The 19,512-nt window shown below is 36.7% G+C and carries 19 protein-coding genes; 1 reads left to right on the top strand and 18 read right to left on the bottom strand.

Annotated elements, in window-relative coordinates:
- Nucleotides 1-41 precede the first annotated feature (41 nt).
- From F5ESL0261_RS04570 to F5ESL0261_RS04530, 9 genes are all read right to left on the bottom strand, one after another.
- Nucleotides 42-896, bottom strand: a complete 855-nt coding sequence (locus F5ESL0261_RS04570) for a cell division protein FtsQ/DivIB (protein ID WP_122052328.1) — start codon at nucleotides 894-896, stop codon at nucleotides 42-44.
- Nucleotides 897-912: 16 nt separating this feature from the next.
- A complete protein-coding gene (gene murG / locus F5ESL0261_RS04565; RefSeq protein WP_122052327.1) occupies nucleotides 913-2,019 on the bottom strand; it encodes an undecaprenyldiphospho-muramoylpentapeptide beta-N-acetylglucosaminyltransferase in 1,107 nt (368 codons plus the stop codon).
- Between the two features lies 1 nt (nucleotide 2,020).
- Nucleotides 2,021-3,400, bottom strand: a complete 1,380-nt coding sequence (gene murD / locus F5ESL0261_RS04560) for a UDP-N-acetylmuramoyl-L-alanine--D-glutamate ligase (protein WP_122052326.1) — start codon at nucleotides 3,398-3,400, stop codon at nucleotides 2,021-2,023.
- Between the two features lie 10 nt (nucleotides 3,401-3,410).
- Nucleotides 3,411-4,373, bottom strand: coding sequence for a phospho-N-acetylmuramoyl-pentapeptide-transferase (gene mraY, locus F5ESL0261_RS04555; protein ID WP_370448893.1), 963 nt, complete (start codon nucleotides 4,371-4,373; stop codon nucleotides 3,411-3,413).
- A 7-nt stretch (nucleotides 4,374-4,380) separates the two neighbouring features.
- Nucleotides 4,381-6,546: a penicillin-binding protein gene (locus F5ESL0261_RS04550; protein WP_122052325.1), complete on the bottom strand. Its 2,166-nt coding sequence runs from the start codon at nucleotides 6,544-6,546 to the stop codon at nucleotides 4,381-4,383.
- A complete protein-coding gene (gene ftsL, locus F5ESL0261_RS04545) occupies nucleotides 6,546-6,908 on the bottom strand; it encodes a cell division protein FtsL (protein WP_122052324.1) in 363 nt (120 codons plus the stop codon). The genes F5ESL0261_RS04550 and ftsL overlap by 1 nt, the downstream gene beginning before the upstream one ends.
- Before the next feature lie 13 nt (nucleotides 6,909-6,921).
- The gene (rsmH, locus tag F5ESL0261_RS04540) at nucleotides 6,922-7,869 is read right to left on the bottom strand and encodes a 16S rRNA (cytosine(1402)-N(4))-methyltransferase RsmH (RefSeq protein WP_122052323.1); all 948 of its coding nucleotides are present in this window, start codon (nucleotides 7,867-7,869) and stop codon (nucleotides 6,922-6,924) included.
- 2 nt (nucleotides 7,870-7,871) lie between these two features.
- Complete coding sequence (gene mraZ, locus F5ESL0261_RS04535) at nucleotides 7,872-8,303, bottom strand: division/cell wall cluster transcriptional repressor MraZ (protein ID WP_045927989.1); 432 nt, start codon at nucleotides 8,301-8,303, stop codon at nucleotides 7,872-7,874.
- A 166-nt stretch (nucleotides 8,304-8,469) separates the two neighbouring features.
- Nucleotides 8,470-8,796: a DUF3397 domain-containing protein gene (locus F5ESL0261_RS04530; protein ID WP_045927988.1), complete on the bottom strand. Its 327-nt coding sequence runs from the start codon at nucleotides 8,794-8,796 to the stop codon at nucleotides 8,470-8,472.
- Nucleotides 8,797-8,896: 100 nt separating this feature from the next.
- Here F5ESL0261_RS04530 and F5ESL0261_RS04525 point away from each other — a divergent pair, with 100 nt between their 5' ends.
- The gene (locus F5ESL0261_RS04525) at nucleotides 8,897-9,037 is read left to right on the top strand and encodes a DUF4044 domain-containing protein (RefSeq protein ID WP_109586210.1); all 141 of its coding nucleotides are present in this window, start codon (nucleotides 8,897-8,899) and stop codon (nucleotides 9,035-9,037) included.
- Nucleotides 9,038-9,065: 28 nt separating this feature from the next.
- Here the strand turns inward: F5ESL0261_RS04525 and mreD are convergent, their stop codons facing one another.
- The 9 genes from mreD to F5ESL0261_RS04480 form a co-directional block, all read right to left on the bottom strand.
- On the bottom strand, nucleotides 9,066-9,599 hold the full coding sequence (gene mreD / locus F5ESL0261_RS04520) for a rod shape-determining protein MreD (RefSeq protein ID WP_122052322.1): 534 nt from the start codon (nucleotides 9,597-9,599) through the stop codon (nucleotides 9,066-9,068).
- Nucleotides 9,599-10,450 carry a rod shape-determining protein MreC gene (gene mreC, locus F5ESL0261_RS04515; protein ID WP_045927986.1) on the bottom strand — a complete coding sequence of 284 codons (852 nt, stop codon included), beginning with the start codon at nucleotides 10,448-10,450 and terminating at the stop codon, nucleotides 9,599-9,601. The genes mreD and mreC overlap by 1 nt, the downstream gene beginning before the upstream one ends.
- 50 nt (nucleotides 10,451-10,500) lie before the next feature.
- Complete coding sequence (locus tag F5ESL0261_RS04510) at nucleotides 10,501-11,505, bottom strand: rod shape-determining protein (protein ID WP_034979431.1); 1,005 nt, start codon at nucleotides 11,503-11,505, stop codon at nucleotides 10,501-10,503.
- Nucleotides 11,506-11,603: 98 nt separating this feature from the next.
- On the bottom strand, nucleotides 11,604-12,227 hold the full coding sequence (locus tag F5ESL0261_RS04505; protein WP_045927985.1) for a RadC family protein: 624 nt from the start codon (nucleotides 12,225-12,227) through the stop codon (nucleotides 11,604-11,606).
- A 35-nt stretch (nucleotides 12,228-12,262) separates the two neighbouring features.
- Nucleotides 12,263-12,943, bottom strand: coding sequence for an HAD family phosphatase (locus F5ESL0261_RS04500; protein WP_122052321.1), 681 nt, complete (start codon nucleotides 12,941-12,943; stop codon nucleotides 12,263-12,265).
- On the bottom strand, nucleotides 12,924-14,201 hold the full coding sequence (locus F5ESL0261_RS04495) for a folylpolyglutamate synthase/dihydrofolate synthase family protein (protein WP_122052320.1): 1,278 nt from the start codon (nucleotides 14,199-14,201) through the stop codon (nucleotides 12,924-12,926). Before F5ESL0261_RS04495 ends, F5ESL0261_RS04500 begins: the two co-directional genes overlap by 20 nt.
- Nucleotide 14,202: 1 nt before the next feature.
- Entirely contained in the window at nucleotides 14,203-16,842 is a 2,640-nt protein-coding gene (locus tag F5ESL0261_RS04490; protein ID WP_122052319.1) for a valine--tRNA ligase, read from the bottom strand.
- Between the two features lie 269 nt (nucleotides 16,843-17,111).
- A complete protein-coding gene (gene thiI, locus F5ESL0261_RS04485; RefSeq protein ID WP_122052318.1) occupies nucleotides 17,112-18,329 on the bottom strand; it encodes a tRNA uracil 4-sulfurtransferase ThiI in 1,218 nt (405 codons plus the stop codon).
- A gap of 7 nt (nucleotides 18,330-18,336) precedes the next feature.
- Entirely contained in the window at nucleotides 18,337-19,494 is a 1,158-nt protein-coding gene (locus F5ESL0261_RS04480; RefSeq protein ID WP_122052317.1) for a cysteine desulfurase family protein, read from the bottom strand.
- Nucleotides 19,495-19,512 lie beyond the last annotated feature (18 nt).

Below are 19,512 nucleotides of genomic sequence, written 5' to 3'. Positions count from 1 at the left end.
TCTTTACAAAAATTTTACCATAAAAGTAGCTCAAATTCAGCCTAAGTTAAACCATAAGCTTTCTTTTCACTTGGTGTAAGCGGCCTGCTAAACGCACCTACTTCCAAATCAATTAAAGTATTTTTTCCCACTTTAGTTTTTATTTTATTATAGTACTTTAATTTACTTTTGAGGGTAGAAACGTTACCAATTACTACATTTCCATTTTTCATTAGAAAAATTACCTGTGATTTTCTCCTAGTGTTGCCGCTTAACAATTTTATCTGATTTTGAAAATCTGAAGGCAGACTATTAAACAAGTGAAGAGTTTCTTTCAATGATATTTCATGGTTATATCCCACAAAAACTGGCTTATCCGGACTCACCTTTGACCACGGAATTATCTGGGAACCCAATTTGCCTTGTGTAAGTATTTTCCGGTATCCTTCGGCATTTTTAATGTAACCAATCGTATGGTATTCGTCAATATTAAGAATCAAATGGTTAAAATTTTTAACATGAACATTTATGGTTTTTATTTCAGAGTATCTTGATGACAGTTTATGGTCTATGCTGTCCTTATTAAACAGATGGTCAATTATTTTATCACTGGCTTTAATATCAGTAGTTTTTACAACTTCTTTTATTGGTAAATCATTTTCACCTTTTATTTGAATGCTTTTCACATTTGCTAAAGGAGAAATATAATAACCTAGTCCCAAAATGGACACTACTGAGATGCCAACAACAAGTCCTAGACGTTTAAAGAGCGCAGACTTACGCTCACTATGTAATTTTGATAACGAGGCAGAGACTTTTGTTTTAGCTTTAAACTTTTTCTTCTGATTAGATTCGTGATCTAAATAAGGTGATAATTTTTCTTTTGGATCAATTTTTGTTACTCGCTTCTTAGTCAACTGCCTCACCTTCTTCTTACTTAGATATATCTTGCATTACTTTAATTACTTCGTCAGAAGCATCTGGAACGCCCAATTTCTTTGAAGCTTTACTCATTTCTGTATAATATTTACGATCTAAAACGATATGATCAATTGAGGAAATAAAATTATTGATATTAAGGTCGCTTTCAGCAATCACTGTCGCAGCGCCTGCTTTTTCCAGATCAAGTGCGTTTTTCATTTGATGGTTATGAGTAACGTTCGGGCTGGGAATTAATATGGCGGGAACACCTAAAGCTGTAAATTCCGCAATGCTGGTTGCTCCAGATCGTGAAACTACACAAATCATTTTAGGCAAAAGTGCAGGCATATCTTTAACATATGGTAAAATTTTAATACTTTTACCATAGTCTATATTAGCCAGTTTTTCTTGGATTTCTTTAAAATAATATGTTCCGGTTACCCAAATTATCTGATATGGCTTTTTTTGCAAACGAGTTAGTGACTTAAGCATAATTCTGTTGATGGCTAAAGCTCCACGAGATCCTCCAAAAACTAATACTGTAGGTATTATTGGATTCAGATTCCATTTACTTTGCATATCAACTTTTGCTGATGATAAGTTCAATACCTGCTGAGAACGAGGATTCCCAGTTTTTACCAATTTTTTCTTCTCAGAAAACTGTTTAGCTGCGTCATCAAACGTATAACAAATCTTATTTACATAGTGACCTAAAAACTTATTAGCAACTCCAACAACCGAATTCGATTCATGAATCAAGGTTGGTATTTTCATTTTAGCTGCTTCATAAACTACAGCACCACTCACATAGCCACCAGTTCCCATTACAATATCAGGCTTAAACTCATTAATAATTTTTTGAGCCTTTTTTGTAGCTTTAAGAAACAACCTAATTGTAGCAAAATTACTCATTATATGTTTACGTGAAAACCCGCGCATTTCAATCGTTTTGAAATTTACGCCAGCCGCCGGAACAATTTTTGCTTCAAGGCCATTTTTAGTACCTACAAACAGAATTTCATCATTTGTAGCTATGTTGCGCTCTTTTAATCTTTCAATGATAGCCATAATAGGATAAATATGACCACCGGTTCCTCCACCAGTAAATATTATTCTCATTTTATTTCGTCTTCAATTCCTTTACAAAATTAACAAAATAGTCCCCACGTTCTTCAAATGTTCTAAATTGATCCCATGACGCACAAGCCGGTGAAAACAACAATACGTCACCAGGTTTTGTTAATTCATATGCGCTAGGAACTGCTTCCTGTAAAGTGTTTTTAATTACAATTTGTTTAATACCCGCTTTTCTAGCAGCATCCGCTAATAAATAACGACTTTCACCATATAAAACGGCCGCTTTAACGTGTTTTTTTAAAAAGGGTACTAAAGAATCAAAAGTAAATCCTCGATCTAAGCCGCCAGCGATCCAGACTTCTGGATCTTCAAAAGAAGGAATTGCAACAGAAGCTGCTTCAATATTTGTAGATTTAGAATCGTTGTATATTTTGCGACCTTCTAATGTCATCACGTATTGCAAGCGGTGCTTTGCACCAGCAAAAGTTGTTAAAACGGCTTTAATATCATTGGTATCTGCACCCATTATTTGTGCAATTGCACTAGCAACTAAGGCGTTCTGCTGGTTATGAATTCCAGGTAATTTCATGTCAGATGTCTTCATTATTTTCTCGTGCTGATTTTGTAAATACCCATCGGCAATAAAATAATCGGCATCTTGACTATTTTCAGAAAAAGTTACAAATTTTGCTCTTGTAACTTTCCTTTCTTGTTTCAAAATATCTTTTTGATCGAAATTGGCCAAAAAATAATGATCTGAACTCTGCGTACGAGTAACATTCAGTTTGGCATTAACATAATTTTCAAAAGTTTTATGATAATCCAAGTGAACATTATGGTATATGTCAATGATCGCTGCCACATTAGGATCAATATCTGTAACACCAAGTAACTGAAAACTGGAAGTTTCGCAGACTAGAATATCATCCTTGGACGCTTTTTCAACCACTTCAGATATAGGTACGCCAATGTTCCCTACTGCGTATGCATGATGTCCATTTTTAGACAAATGATGATCAAGAATTTTCTGGGTCAGCATTACTGTGGTGGTTTTCCCATTCGAACCTGTAACGCAAATATAAGGAGCATCACTAACACTCAATGCAATTTCTGGCTCGGTTATAATAGGCAAGTTTAGTTTTTGAGCCTCTTGTACCATTGGATTTTCATAAGGGATGCCAGGATTCTTTACTAAATAATCAAAACTTTCTTGACTTAATAATTCAATTGGATGCCTGCCGTCAATCACGCGGACACCCTGTTTTTTCAATTCCTGTGCATTTTTATTTTTACTCAAATCAGCCTGATCATTTAAAGTCAGCTTTGCACCAAGTTTAAGCAGCAATTTACTAACTGCAAAACCGCTTTTGCCCAGACCTAAAACCAAAACGTTTTTGTTCTGATAAGTCTTAATCTGCTTCATTTGCCTAATTTTATCCCCATATTATTAAATACAAAAAACTACCAATCAATCCAACTATCCAGAAAATAATATCTACTTTCCATTCAGAATATCCCAGCATTTCGAAATGATGGTGAATTGGTGTCATTTTAAAAATCCTTTTACCTGTAGTTTGAAAAGAGATTACTTGTAGAATTACACTTGCAGTTTCACAAACAAACACGATTCCAATTAATAAAAGAGACCATGGCCTGTTTAAAAAGATGCTGACAGCAGCCAATCCGCCTCCTAATGCCAAGGATCCGGCATCACCCATAAAAATTTTAGCAGGTTTATGATTAAAAATAAAAAATGAAATCAAACCACCTATAACACTCATACAAAAAATTAAAATAGCAAAGTTCTTTTGTTTAAGTGCAATATAAGAATAAGTAGCATAAGCAATAATCGAAAGTCCCGTTGCCAGACCATCTAATCCATCTGAGAGATTGACAGCATTGGAAAAGCCAACCAGCCAAAAAATTACAAAAATGGTAAATAAAATCGCACTGTTCACAATACCAAAAAATGGTATAAAAAGTTTAAATTGAAAATTATCTGTAGCTGCAATAAAGACAATCACAATAGCAACCAATATTTGTAAGGAAAATTTTTGCCAGGCGTGCAAACCTAAATTGCGCTTGTAAAACAGTTTAATACCATCATCTAAAAAGCCGATTATTCCGTAGCCAAGCAAACTGATTAGTAAAATCCAAATTAGTTTAGACGTTTCCTGTTGCCAAATACTAACCCAAATGGTAGATACTGTAGCTGCCAAAACAAAAACTACCCCACCCATTGTGGGTGTTCCTGATTTCTTTTCATGCCATTTAGGACCTTCATCACGAATTTCTTGTCCTTCGTGATGTGTCCTCATGAAAATAATCATCCAAGGCAGAATGATCCCAGTCAACGCTAGTGAACTTACTAATGCAATAATGCTAATAATCAGCATAAAAATGCTACTCCTTTAATTGTATTTTTATTTTTGTGCCTGATTTAACAGGTTGTCCTATAGCCAAGCTTTGCTTAAAAACTACTCCTGTACCTTTTATGCTTAGCTTAACCCCAGTTAAATCAGCAAATTGATGCAACTCATCAATAGACCAGCCCTTCATGTCTGGACATTCTATACTTCCAGCAGTACGAACAAGCATTAATTTTCCTGACTGTTGTTTTTGACCTGCAGAGTAAGACTGTTCAGTTATTTTATCACCCGTACCAATCTTAGCAAGTCTTAAACCAACACGCTGTGCAACCTTTTCGGCCTCTTTGTAGTTTAAGCCTTTTAGATTAGGCGCTTTTACAGCAGTTGGACTGCTTAACCCATTTTTAGACATGAGAATTACTCTATTCATCATGGGTTTAAAAATTGATGAAAGTATTACTTCAGCTGGTTTACTCATTTTACGTGGCTGCTTGACAGTAATATAAATGCAGTATCGTGGATGTTTAGCAGGCGTGACTCCAACCACGGAAAAGATGTAATTATTGTTACCTTTGAGATAACCTCCGCCTTTAAGGTTAGCAATCTGAGCAGTACCCGTTTTAACGGCAATACTCTGACCTTTCATTTGGTATGCGGAACCTGTTCCAATGCGTTTATTTAAAACTCGACGCATATTTTCAAGTACGGTAGATGCAGTTTCTTTAGTGTAAACTGGTTGACCTACATTTTTAATTTGATAACCGGTGATAGTATGATTATCAGCATCCGTAATTTTTTCAACAAATTGCGGTTTTACCATTTGCCCATCATTTGCCAGACTGCTAAATGCCTGCATCATTTGCATAACATTGACATCAACGCCTTGACCAAAACTGGTTACAGCTTGATCAATCGGAGAATTGAATGCTATGGTTCCCGGTTGTTCACCGGGCAAGGTTACTCCAGTTTTTTCGCCAATATGAAATTTTTTCAAATATTTTTTCCAAGTCTTGGCACCCATTTGCTGCTCAATATGAACAAAGCCAGTATTGCTCGAGCGAGGAAAAGCTTGTGAAAATGGTATACTTCCCCAGCCGTGAGGCTGCCAATCGTGAATTACAGATCCATTAACAGAAACAGATCCTGAATTATAATATTGATTAGGATGGTAATTTCCACTATTTACAGATGATGACAGCGTTAGAACTTTAAAAACAGAGCCCGGTTCATAAGTATCTTGTACTAAAATGTTGCGATATGAGTTTTTCAGACCCTTTTTCGTTTGCGGATTAAAAGTTGGTCTTTGAGAAGCAGCTAAAACTTTACCCGTTTTAATATCTTCAACGACAGCTGTCATGGAAACCGGATTAAACGTATTTTGGACATAGGAGAGCCTATTTTCAAGGTATTCCTGCAATTGTGAATCAATGGTTAGATAAATATTATTACCGTCGACTGGTGCCTTATAGTTATGCGCGCTATTTGGCGTCTGAAAATTAGAAGCATCTACTGCGGAAACCTGATAACCGTTTTTTCCAGTAAGCACGTCATCATACCATGCTTCAAGTCCCATGGTACCTTCAAGATTCTGCTGCTTGGTTTTTTTATCATATACCGGGGTAGCCATTCCTATTACATGTGAAGCAAAATTACCATTAGGATAAAGCCGAGACTGGGTTTCAAAGAATTTAATACCAGGCAAATTCATCTTTTCAATTTTATCTTTTTGCTGTTTTGATAAATTGGAACCTGCAGTACCAAATTGTACCTGAAAAACAGGGCGTGCAGGATTAAGATATTTTAAAATTTCGTCAGTTTTAAGAGGTAAGACTTGGGCTAATTTGTTAGCAGTCTTATTTTTATCAACAACATATTCAGGCTTATTTTTATAATTGATAGAAGATTTATCTAAAATAGCATAAATAGTATATAAATGAGAATCTTGAGCAACTGCCAAGCCATTACGGTCATATATCGTACCGCGATTAGCCTTTAATACCTGATTACGCATATATAATTGCTCAGTTTTAGCAGTTAAATTTTGTCCATTAACAGTCTTTGAAATGCCAATATATAAAAATCTTCCTATAAATACGAGAAAAACCAAAGCAACAGCTACCTCGAGAAATCTCCCGACTGTAAAACGGTATCCGTGAGCTTTGGAATTAGAGTTACTTATCTTACTATTATGCTTTTTCATCAGCGTATAGTCCTAATATTTTTCTCATTCAAAGCTAACCCCTTGCTACGTGCAATTTTACTCATACGAGAGCTTGAGGTTAACTCACCTAATTCTTGATGCAAATCTCCAACCTGACTTTGCCCTTTTGCAACAGACCGTTGCACATTGGTAAGTTCATGTTGAGCTGAAGTAGCAGAAATACTGGAAGAAACTAGCATTGTCATTAAGCCAATGGTTATCATCGTTCCCAATACGAGCAAGGACTTTTCAAAGCCGGTCCAAGCAACGTTGTGATGATTGAGAACTTGACGTTGTCTCTTCTTTGGATCTCTTTGCTCATTAGGATTAAACTCTACTTTTCTTGCTAAATTATCAGCCATTGTTTTTTCCTCTTTACAATTTTTCTGCGACTCGCAACTTTGCACTGTGTGAGCGATTATTATTCTTTAGCTCTTCGGGTGAGGCAACAATGGGTTTGCGGTTAACTAAACGAAGCATTGGCTTCAAGTTGTCAGGAATAACTGGCATGCCCCTAGGTACATCAACTTCAGAGTATTTTTTAAAAATATTTTTTACAATTTTGTCTTCATCAGACTGAAAGGTAATCACACTAATTCGGCCACCTGGTTTTAACAAGTGAACCGCCTCTTCAAGTGATTCAGTTAAAACATCAAGCTCGTGATTCACAGCAACACGCAAAGCCTGAAAGGTCTTTTTTGCTGGGTGCCCACCAGTCCTTCTTGCAAACGCAGGAATTGCTTCCTTAATTATATCAACCAGTTCAAATGTTGTCTCAATTGGCTTTTTTTGTCTCTTAAGGACAATTTTATGGGCGATCTGGCAAGAATATTTTTCTCCACCAAATTTATACAAAATATTCGCCAATTCTTTTTGGCTTGAGTTATTAACCAATTGATAAGCATCAAGACTTTGCTCTTGATCCATTCTCATATCCAATCTAGCATCGAGGCGATAAGAAAAACCCCTTTGTGCCTGATCAAATTGTGGCGAGGAAACTCCCAAATCATAGTAAATCCCATCTATACCATTTTGATAACCCAGCTCAACCAGATTCTCTTTTAAATGGCTAAAATTATCATGTACCAATTGTAATTTAGGATCGGCATTTTGAACAAGTAAATCAGCAAAGTTTAACTTAGCCGAATTTATTGCATATTCGTCTTGATCAAAACCAATTAAGGTACCACTAGCAAGTTTGCTCAATAAATATTTTGCATGACCGCCACCGCCAAAAGTTGCGTCTACATAAAGACCACCATTTTTTAGTTTTAAATTATCTATTGTTTGGTGTAAGAGTACACTGGTGTGTTTGAATTCCATAATTATAGTTCAATTTCATCCAAATTTTCTGCGATATCATCATAGTTTTCATTGGCTTCATCACTAAAGCTTTCCCAACGTTCCTTAGACCAAATTTCAATTCGATCAGAAACTCCTACAATGACACATTCTTTGACAAGGGAAGCATGTTTCTTCAGCGTTGTGGTCAGATTCACACGACCTTGTTTGTCAAATTCGCATTCCATCGCACCAGAGTAGAACAAACGCGTAAAGCTACGCGCATTTCTCTTAGTCAATGGAAGTTGCGCTAATTTAGCTTCAATTTTTTGCCACGCCTCAGTAGTATAGCCAAAAATGCAGCCTTCCATTCCGCGAGTAAATATCATTTTGTCACCTATTTGGCTACGCAAACGGGCAGGTATAATTAAACGCCCTTTGCTGTCAAGATTGTGATGATATTCACCCATGAACATGGCTTAGCCCCCTTCCACTAAATAATTTACCACAATTCACCACTTCCTACCACTTTTTAGTCAAAAAAGTTAAATATTTATTTTTTAATGACACAAAAAGAAAAAATCGCAAACCAATTCAGGTTTGCGACTAGTTTTTTTAAAATTTTTTTATTAAAAAGTTTGACTATATCATCAAAAATAATAGACCCAGATACCAAAAAATAGTATTTACAGTTAAGTAATCCCAGATTTTACGCAGAGTTTGACTTAAAGAGAGATTTTTATTTTTAACAGCATCAGATATTGCTATAACTATAACTAAGAAGAAAAAAACGAAGAAACCATAAGGCAAAAACTCAGGTCTTTTTTGGTGCATGGTAATTAAGTGACATGCATATATAAAAAAGAAAGGCAATAAATCATATCCCCTAAATTGAGCTTTAGGAAACATTTTATTGACAATATAAGCTAAAGCAAGACCTATAACTGGTATCAATATAATTAAAAACATTGGCTACATCCTCTATCATTTAATATCTATTTTATCTTACTCCGCGATTGAAAAAAACTATTAAGTAGCATAAAATATTGTTCAAGTAGGAGGTCAATCAATGACGCGAAGACATAAGAAAAAGAGATCTAAATTTCAAAAATTAACAATTGCTATGGCTTGGCTAATGGCATTAATTACTCTAGCGGCAGTTGTAATGCAGGCTGTTGGTGCATTATCAAGCTTTGGCTTTTTCGAATAAAAAACGTGAGACTTGTATCTCACGTTTTTTATTGCCGGTAATTTTCCAAATTAACCATAAAAGGATAGTTAAGAGCCAGATTCCACCATAATTTATAGGTGGCACAAATAAATATAAATACCCAGCACAGAGTTGGCAAAATACTTTGCACCAGCTTAAAAATACCAATACTTGACAAACCTGTCATATTCAAAATCAGCCACGTGAAGCCTTGAGTTAGAACAGAGGCAATTAAAACTGCCAGAACTCTGGCCCAAAATACCTCAGGCAAAAATCGTGCAGATTTTTGCAATAGCCATGAAACTATTGGCAAGATAATTGCGTAAATACCTATAATGCCAAAAAAATAAATGTCACTGACTATACCTGCACCTAAAGCCAACCAAATTTCTTTATTATTAGTGTCATCAAATAGCGCGATTAGCATCATACTAACAGGTACTAATAAGTTAGAAGCTTTGCCAAATGAGAAAAACTGATGCAGGTGAAAGGACAAGCTGCCACTAATAGCTAAAGCAACATATAATGCTAAGACAAGAGTAAATTTTCGCATTGTCTTCATTAGTCGTTCACTTTCCTTTTGATAACAGTGACAACTGAAGGATCGTTTAATTCGCCAGCTGGATTTATTTTGATTAAATCAGATAAGCCAAATGAGTCATGTGTTGTAGCAGAAATAGTTCCTACTAATAATCCTTTAGGAGAATTACCACCCATTCCACTAGTGTAAATTTTCGTACCACGCTTAAGTTTTTTACTATCCATTGCCTGAGTAAAGGCTAAAGTTTTGTTACCTATCACTGTAATTATGCCATGAACCTTTTTTCCATTTGTGGCTTGAGCTTGAACTGCAAAACGGTTTGCCGACTTGTCACTAGTGGTAATTAATTCCACCTTGGCAGAAGCAGCATTTACTTCTATTATACGACCAATAACTCCACCGCCCGACATCACGGCCATGTTTTTACGTAAGCCAGAAGTAGTTCCCTTGTTAATAACCAAAAGGTCTGTCCAGCTGTCTGGTGAACGCGAAATTACCGAGGCTTGAACCATATTATAGTCAGTTAAAGTTTCTTTTAACTTTAAAGCGGACTTAAGTTGTTTATTTTCAGCTTCAAGACTTGAGTTACGAGCCTTTGTTTGTTCCAAATCGGTTATTTGGCTCTTAAGATAGTTATTTTCATCTTGAGTATTCAGCAAATCATGCACATTATTTAAACTGCCAGACACAAAACTAAGAGGAAAATCAATAATCCTTGACCCTACAGCGACTATATCATTACCAAAGCTTTGAATAATTAATGGAGTGTTGCGCTTATTACGCAAGCTAACACTACCACCTAAAACTATAAATACTACAATAACTGCAAGACATGCTGACAACAGTTTTTTATTCTGTAAAAATTTCTTCATTTGGAAACAGTCCCTAAAGAAAAATCGGCAATAATAGCCGACTTTTTGTATTATCTGCGACTTCTACGCATTACTTCAATATTTTTCAGAGACTCACCTGTACCAACTGCAACACAATCTAATGGGTCTTGTGCTATAAATACTGGAACTTTAGTAGCTTCTGAAATAACATCTGGCAAATTCTTAAGTAAAGCACCGCCACCAGTTAGCACAATACCATGATCAATTACATCCGCTGCAATTTCAGGAGAGGTTTGTTCTAGAGTTTCTTTAATAGCAACAATAATATCTTGAACAACATCTTGAATTGCTTTTGAAACATCAACTGCTTTAACATCAACTGATTTTGGCAATCCGGTAACTAAATCACGTCCACGAATATTGACAGATTCAATTCCTTCTGCCTTTTCAACTGAAGCGGAGCCAATTTGGATTTTTATGTCTTCCGCGGTTCTTTCACCGATCAAAAGATTAAAATTTGAATGTACATAATTTACAATTGCAGTATTAAACTTATCACCAGCTTGACGAATTGATGTAGATGAAACAATTCCACCAAGAGAAATCGTTGCTACATCAGTAGTCCCACCACCAATATCCACGACCATTGAACCAGTAGGATCCATTACTGGCAATCCAGCTCCAATGGCGGCTGCAAACGGTTCTTCTATTACAAAGGCTTCACGCGCACCAGCTACACGAGCGGCATCAATAACTGCCCGTTTTTCAACTTCAGTTACTCCCGAAGGTACACAAATCATAGCTGAAGGTTTGGAGTTGCCTACAGTCTTTTCTATAAAATACTTAAGCATAGAGGCAGTTGTATCATAATCAGCAATTACACCATCTTTCATTGGCCTGATAGCCACTATGCTTTCCGGTGTCCTTCCGATCATTTCTCTTGCTTCTGACCCTACCGCAATTACTTTTCCAGTATGGGTATTTTTAGCCACAACAGAAGGCTCCCTTAAAACAATTCCTTTGCCTTCCATATAAACAAGAGTATTGGCCGTCCCTAAATCGATGCCAATATTTTTTGCTCCTAATCCAAACACGTAAATCTCTCCTTAATTATTGCAGTCTCTAAATCTTGAATAATTATAGCATAAAGTGCAACTTAAAAAAGAAAATGAAATGTAACTTTAAGATGAATTTAAAATAATTGCCGTTCACGCAAACTCACATATTGTCCCTTCCCCACAATAAAATGATCAAGAAAGTCAATATGAAATAATTCAGAAGCTGCAAAAAGCATTTTTGTTAGCTCTATATCGCTTTTTGATGGAATTAAATTGCCACTTGGATGATTATGAACCACAAAAAAGCCTGCGCAGGCATAAATTACTGCCCAACGGAAAATTTCCCGTGGGTGAGCAATTGACTTATCTAAAGTTCCTTGAAATAATCTTTTTTCAGCAACAATATGATTACTGTTATCAATATAAACTGCCCAAAGCTCTTCTTGTTTACGACCAGCCAACTTATCCAATAAATAGGTACCTACTTCATCACTGGATGTCATAATAAGTTCACGATCTGGAACCGCCGACCTCAGTCTTTCAAGCAGTCCCTCACAAAGAACAGCTAAATTTTTATCGCATTGACTGCCAGAAATATATTTGAGCAAATCATCGAAATTCATGATTTTTAGCTCTGTCAGTTTTATAAAAAGTTCATCGAACTTCTCTATTCCACGTTCTTTCAACTCAGCAAAAAGGCTGTTTAACATTTCCCAGTCAGTTTTCAATAAATAGTGATTAGATTTTATCAATTCCATAAAACCATTCCTTTCACTATTAAATACGTTGAAAATTAACAAACCTTTTTCAGAAATTCATAAAAATCTTTACAGACAAATGCAGCATTTTGATAGTCGTTTTTACTTGCCGGAATTAAATCAGGCACCATTACGCACTTTAAACCTGCATTAACGGCCGCAAGCAATCCGGGAGAAGAATCTTCAAAGGCTAGAATTTTATTTTGAGGAACATGTAATTTTTGAGTAGCCAAAAGATAAATATCCGGAGCAGGCTTTGGCTGAACATTATTTTTTCTAACATCATCATAATTTAAATGAAACTGAAAATAATTGCGGCTACCTGTTGCCCACAAATTATGCTCTACCACATCTTCGGTGTTACTGGTAACCACTGCCATAGGTAAACCAGCTTTTTGAAAAAGATCAAGAGCTTCTTGGACTCCAGGGCGCAATTTTAGTTTACCTTCCTCGGTCCACTGCCACACCAACTCATCCGTACGCTTAATAAATTGGTCCCGCTGCTTCTTATTTTTAAAGTATTTACGATAAAAATCGTCCATATCAGTGGTTGTTGAGCCAACTAATTTAAGATAGATATCGTCTGGGGTACCTAGATTTGCTTCTTTAGCAGCCTGTATGTTAGCTTCCCAATACAAATTTTCAGAATTGACCAGCAATCCGTCCATATCGAATAATATTCCCTTAATTTCATCATCAAGACCTTGAATCTGCATTTTTTTGCTCCATTTGTAAAATATTTCCGACTAAATAAAACGATCCCGTCACTAGCAGTATATCATTTGTTTGACTCTTCTGCTTTAAACTCATAAAAGATGTTTCCCAGTCAGCTTGGTATTGGTATTTTTCTTGAATCCAAGTCGGGAAATCTTTTTTCTTGGCTGCACGAGGATAATCAATTGTTGTAATGTATACTTCATCTTCTGGTTTAAACAATTTAAATACTTGCTCAATATCCTTATCTTTCATCATCATAATCAAAACTCTAACTTTGCCCTGTTTTTTCTTCTGTTCAAAATGAGCAAAATTAAGCAGGTTTTGCATGGCTTGAATATTATGTGCGCCATCAAGAATAACTAATGGGTTATTTTGCACTATTTGATAACGACCAGGAATTTTGGTTTGATTTATTGCCTCTTTAATTTCAGCTACAGAAAGTTTCACTCCCAAAAGACTAACAGTAGAAATAGCGATACCTACATCATAACCTTCTACTAAAGGTCTGGGTAAAAAGGAAATTTTCTTATTTTGATCTTGATAAGTTAAATTTTCTTGCAAGGAAATTTTAAAATCTTTTCCTAATAGTTTTATTGTCGCATGTTCTTTTTGTGCTTTTTGCTGAATTATGGGCAACACCTCTTTAGAAATATTACCCAAAACTACAGGACGATTCCTTTTAATTATTCCACTTTTTTCACGCGCAATATCCTGAAGTGTGGGTCCGATAATTTGTTCATGATCTAAACCAATCGTGGTAATTATGCTGACTTCAGGTGTAATCACGTTTGTCTTGTCATGTTCACCGCCTATACCGACTTCTATGACAGCATAATCACATTTTTTTCTTGCAAAATAGAAAAAGGCCATTACCACTTCATACTCAAAAGTTACTAAAGAAAAATTGTTGTTTGTTTTACGAATTTTTGTCAAAGCTGATTCTATGGCATTAGCTGTCTTTACTAAATCTGCGTCACTAATATTTTGCCCATTTAATTGAATACGTTCGTTAAATTCGAATACATATGGCGAAACAAAAAGGCCAGTCTTCTGACCGGCCTTTTGCAACAAGCTGCTCAAATAGTATGAAGTAGATCCTTTACCATTAGTGCCCGTGACGTGAATTGTTTTAACTTTATCTTGCGGATTATCCAAAAAGGTCAGCACTTTTTTTATGTAAGATAGATCTGCCTTTTCATGTAATTTAGGAAGTGAATATAAATAATTAATCACATCTTGAGCTTTAGTAAAAGTCACATTATTCACTCTTCTTTAATTCTTGAATTCTTTCCTGAACGCTTTGCAGTTGATTTTCATAATCAGCTTTTTTAGCTTTTTCCTTATTAATTACTGCTTCTGGTGCGTGAGCTACAAAGCCTTGATTGTTCAGTTTTTTGGTTGAGCGTTCAACTTCAGCTTGGAGATCTTTCTCCTCCTTTGTCATGCGCTTGATTTCGTCATTAATATTAACTAAATCGGCTAGTGGAACAAAAATTTGAGCTCCTGCAATCACAGCAGTTTTAGCTAATTTTGGAGCAGTTATATTGGCAGCAATAGTCAGGTTCTTCGGGTGCAAGAAATTCTTGACGTAATCTTCGTTTTCAGTCAAAATCCGTTCATTATTGCTGTCTTCTAATTGAATCATAATATCAATCGGTGAAGAAAGTGGTGCATTAACTTCCATTCGAATATTACGTACAGCTTTAATAATTTCGATCAAGAAAGCCATATCGCGCCGCGCTCTGTCATTAACAAATTCATCATGAGGTGTAGGGTACTTCGCAACCATGATTGATTTGCCTTCATGAGGCATTGACAGCCACAGCTTTTCAGTCACAAATGGCATAATTGGATGAAGCAAACGTAAAATTTGATCAAGAATCCAAATTAAATTCTCTTGTTTTCTAGTCTTCAGTTCTTCATCTGAACCATTGAGAGCAACTTTGGCCATTTCGATATACCAGTCGCAGAAATCATTCCATATAAAGTTATAAAGTTCGCGCCCAGCTTCACCAAATTGATAATCATCAAATAAACGAATTACTTCACTTACAGTGTGATTTAAGCGGTCAAAAATCCAGCTGTCTGACAGATCAAACTTGCTGGTATCAGGCATATGAGCTGCTTTTGCATCTTCTGGTAAATTCATAATCACAAATCTGGCAGCATTCCAAATCTTATTAATGAAGTTCCATGCAGATGCCAATTGCTTAGGATTATAACGTGTATCCTGTCCAGGAGCTGTACCATTGAGCAAGAACCAGCGTAAAGCATCTGCACCATATTGATCAATAACGTCCATTGGATCAACACCGTTACCCAGAGATTTACTCATCTTGCGACCTTGTTCATCACGAATCAAGCCGTGAAGAACAACATCATTAAATGGTCTCTTGTGGGTAAAATGCAGACTCTGGAAAATCATCCGTGAAACCCAGAAAAAGATAATATCATAACCGGTAACTAAAGCATTGGTTGGGAAATAGCGTTTGAAATCAGCAGAATCTTCATCAGGCCAGCCTAATGTTGAAAATGGCCATAAAGCGCTTGAAAACCAGGTGTCTAGAACATCTGGGTCCTGTTTCCAGTTTTCAATGTCTTTTGGTGCTTCCTCTCCAACATACATTTCGCCAGTCTTTTTGTTATACCAAGCTGGAATCCTGTGTCCCCACCATAATTGACGTGAAATTACCCAGTCATGAACATCTTCCATCCAATGATTTAAAGTTTGTTCAAACCTCTTTGGTACAAAATTGACTTTGCCCGCAGTTTTTTGATTTTCTAAAACTTTATCTGCCAGAGGTTTCATCTTAACAAACCATTGAGTTGACAGACGTGGTTCAACTTGAACTCCAGAACGTTCTGAGTGTCCAACTGAGTGTACAATTGGCTTAACTTTAATTAAGTAGCCTTGCTCCTTTAAATCTTTAACCAATGCTTCACGGCATTCAAAACGGTCCATACCTTCATACTTACCGGCATTTTCGTTCATAGTACCGTCGTCATTCATTACATTAATCCGTTTTAAGTTATGACGATTGCCTACCAAGAAGTCATTAGGATCATGAGCCGGAGTAATTTTTACCAAACCAGTACCAAATTCTGGATCAACGTGTTGATCTTCAATAATTGGAATATGACGTCCTACTATTGGCAAAATCAGTTCCTTGCCAACTATATCCTTGTAGCGTTCATCTCCGGGAGCTACAGCAACAGCAGTATCACCGAACATTGTCTCAGGACGAGTAGTAGCAATCTCAACAAAACCGGAACCATCAGCAAACGGATACTTAATATGGTAAAAAGCACCTTTATCGTCTTGGTGAATAACTTCAATGTCACTTAAAGCTGTTTGCAGCTCCGGATCCCAATTAATAATATATTCACCACGGTAAATTAGACCTTCATTATATAGTTGCACAAAAACGCGGCGAACTGCCTTGGATAGGCCTTTATCTAGAGTAAATCTCTCCCTGGAATAGTCAAGAGACAGACCAAGCTTGGCCCATTGACTCTTGATAATAGCAGCGTATTCATCTTTCCAGTCCCATACTTGCTTAACAAAAGCTTCACGACCCATTTCATGTCGGTCTTTGCCTTGTTTGCGTAATTTAGCTTCAACTTTAGCTTGCGTAGCAATTCCAGCATGATCCATCCCTGGAAGATACAAAGTATCATAACCCTGCATTCTTTTAAGTCGAATTAATGTATCTTGAATTGCAGTATCCCAGGCATGACCTAAGTGCAGTTTGCCAGTAACATTTGGTGGCGGAATAACTATAGAGTATGGATGCGCTTTCTTATCCCCAGATGGCTTAAACAGGTCTTGATCAAGCCACTTTTGATATCTGCCTTGTTCGACCTCTTTGGGGTCGTATTTTGGTGCTAAATCTGTCATAATTCTCCTCCCAATAAAAAAGTCCTAGACAAAATGTCTAGGACGATGTAATTAACCGCGGTACCACCTAAGGTTAAGCAGAATAAATTCTGCTTCTCTTAAAAATGATAACGGCACATTTGCCGGATTAGCTTACTTTCAGTTCAGCCAACCAGTCCAATCGAGCTACCAATTAACCTTCATTCGGCTTTTCACCATCAACGAGCCTTTCTCTATCTATAAGGTTAATACCTCTCAATTATTGCTTTGGGCGTATTATAACATACTTTTTAAAGTAGTGAAGCATCTTCTTCTGCTTTATCTGCTAAAAACTTATCATTTGGATAAATCGAAGTCACTTGTATGCCTGCCAGTGCACGTTCAATTAAGCCATCTACATCAAGGCGATTTTCAAATTCACGTGCTTTCTCAATTTTTGGTTTTGTTTTGGGACGAGGAGGTGCAAAAATGGTGCAGCAATCTTCGAATGGCTGAATAGATAAATCAAATGTTCCAATTTCTTCTGCTAATTTAATGATTTCGGTTTTATCCATTGTAGCAACTGGTCTGACGACCGGTGTAGTGGTTACATCGTTAATTGCCGCCATTGACTCTAAAGTTTGTGAAGCGACTTGCCCAACAGACTCACCATTAAAAATAGCCAATCCTCTTCTTTTAGCTCTAATTTTATCAGCTAGCTGTAACATAAATCTTCTTTGCACAGTCATCAAGTAGCCCTCGGGAATTTTTTCCTTAATGGTTTCCTGAATTTCTGCAAACGGTACTGCAATGAAATTGATTTTACCAGCATAATTAGCCAAAATACCGGTTAGTTCTTTAGCTTTATTCAAAGCTTTCTCGGTAGTATATGGCGGACTGTAAAAATGCACCATGTCAATATCAACACCACGTTTTAAGGCCAGATAAGATGCCACTGGCGAATCAATGCCTCCTGATAGCATCATGACAGCTCGACCGCCTGTACCAACAGGCATCCCTCCAGAACCATGAAGCAGTTGGTTAGAAATATAAACTGCATCTTTACGCACTTCAATTCTAAGCACAATGTCAGGATGTTTCATTTCTACCTTTAAATCATCCATGTGCGAAAAAAGGTAGTCACCCACCATTTTATTCAATTCATTAGTATCATATAAAAACTGGTGGTCACTACGCTTAGTGTTAACTTTGAAAGTCATTCCCTTTTTAAAAGTTTCTTTCATTAAAGCAAGTGCAGTTTTTTCAATTTCCGCCAGCGTTTTTTCTACTTTAATTGTTGGTGAATAAGTTTGTATGCCGAAAACCTTTTTTAAGCGTTGATCGACCTCTTCAAAAGGTGCATCGTTTAAAACAATATGCATCCGATCATGGCGTGGGTGAATTTCAACCTGTGGAAATTCACGCAGCACTTTAGTAACGTTACCGGCTAAGCGACCGATAAAATCTTTCCGGTTCTTTCCTTTTGTTGAAAGCTCACCGTAACGCACCATTATTTCAGTATATTTCATAAAAAATCTATTCTCCTAAATGATTAATTGGGGCAAAATGACGGTAAATTTTGTCAAAAACTCTTATAAACTCATCCGCTTCATCAAGCGTATTGGATTCATCAAAACTGAGACGAATTGCACTGGTGGCAATTTTATCATCAACATTCATTGCTACTAATGTGCTGGCTTGATCAACTTTTGTCGAGGAGCATGCGGAAGTAGTGGAAGTATAAATGTCATATTCTTCAAGTGTATGAACTAAAGTCTCTCCTCTGATGCCCTCAAGTGCAAAACATAAAATATGAGGCGCAAAGTTGTCATTGACAGGGGAAAATATAGTTATACCAGGCTTGCCCTGCAAATAATTTACTATTTTTTCCTTAATAGCAGCCTCTCTTGCAGCTTTTTCCTGCTCATTTTCTAAAAGTAAGCGTACAGCCTTAGCCATTCCTGCTATCGCCGGCAAATTTTCCGTGCCAGATCTAAGACCTTTTTCCTGTCCCCCGCCATCATGTAGAGGACCCAGCATCTTGCCTTCTTTTTTATAAAGGACACCAGTACCTCTTGGTGCGTGAAATTTATGGGCGGAAAGGCTAGAGAAATCAACACGAGGAGTAAAAACTCGTGACCAAATATTTTTACCCAATGCCTGAACATTATCAACGTGAAAGCTCACAGTCGGATAGTTAGACAATAAATCACTGATCTCATCAATTGGCTGGATTGAACCAATCTCATTATTGACACCCATTATTGAAACTAATGTGGTGTCAGAATCAAGAGCATTGCGCAAATCATTGACATTGACACGCCCTTGTTTATCAACTGGCAAGTGAGTTACGCGAAAACCGATGTACTCCAGCGCATTAAAAGCATTAGCGACAGAAGCATGTTCAACACTCGATGTAATGAGATGCTTGCCAAATTGACGTTTTTGAAATGCTGTGCCCTTTATAGCCCAATTGTTTGATTCTGTACCACCGGAAGTAAAGAAAATTTCATCCTGCTTTGTACCCAAAAGATTAGCAATCTGTTTACGCGAGCTTTCCAAAAGTTGGTAAGCTCGGTCTCCCAGTTTATGTAAACTAGATGGATTACCCCAAATAGTTTGTGCTACTTTATCATAAGTCGCTAAAACAGCAGGATCAATTTTGGTCGTGGCGCTGTTGTCAAAGTAAATCACGGAATTTCTCCTCCAATA

The organism is Lactobacillus sp. ESL0261 (genome assembly GCF_003693025.1).
Classification (GTDB): domain Bacteria; phylum Bacillota; class Bacilli; order Lactobacillales; family Lactobacillaceae; genus Lactobacillus; species Lactobacillus kullabergensis.
This window is presented reverse-complemented; position numbering and strand designations above follow the sequence as displayed.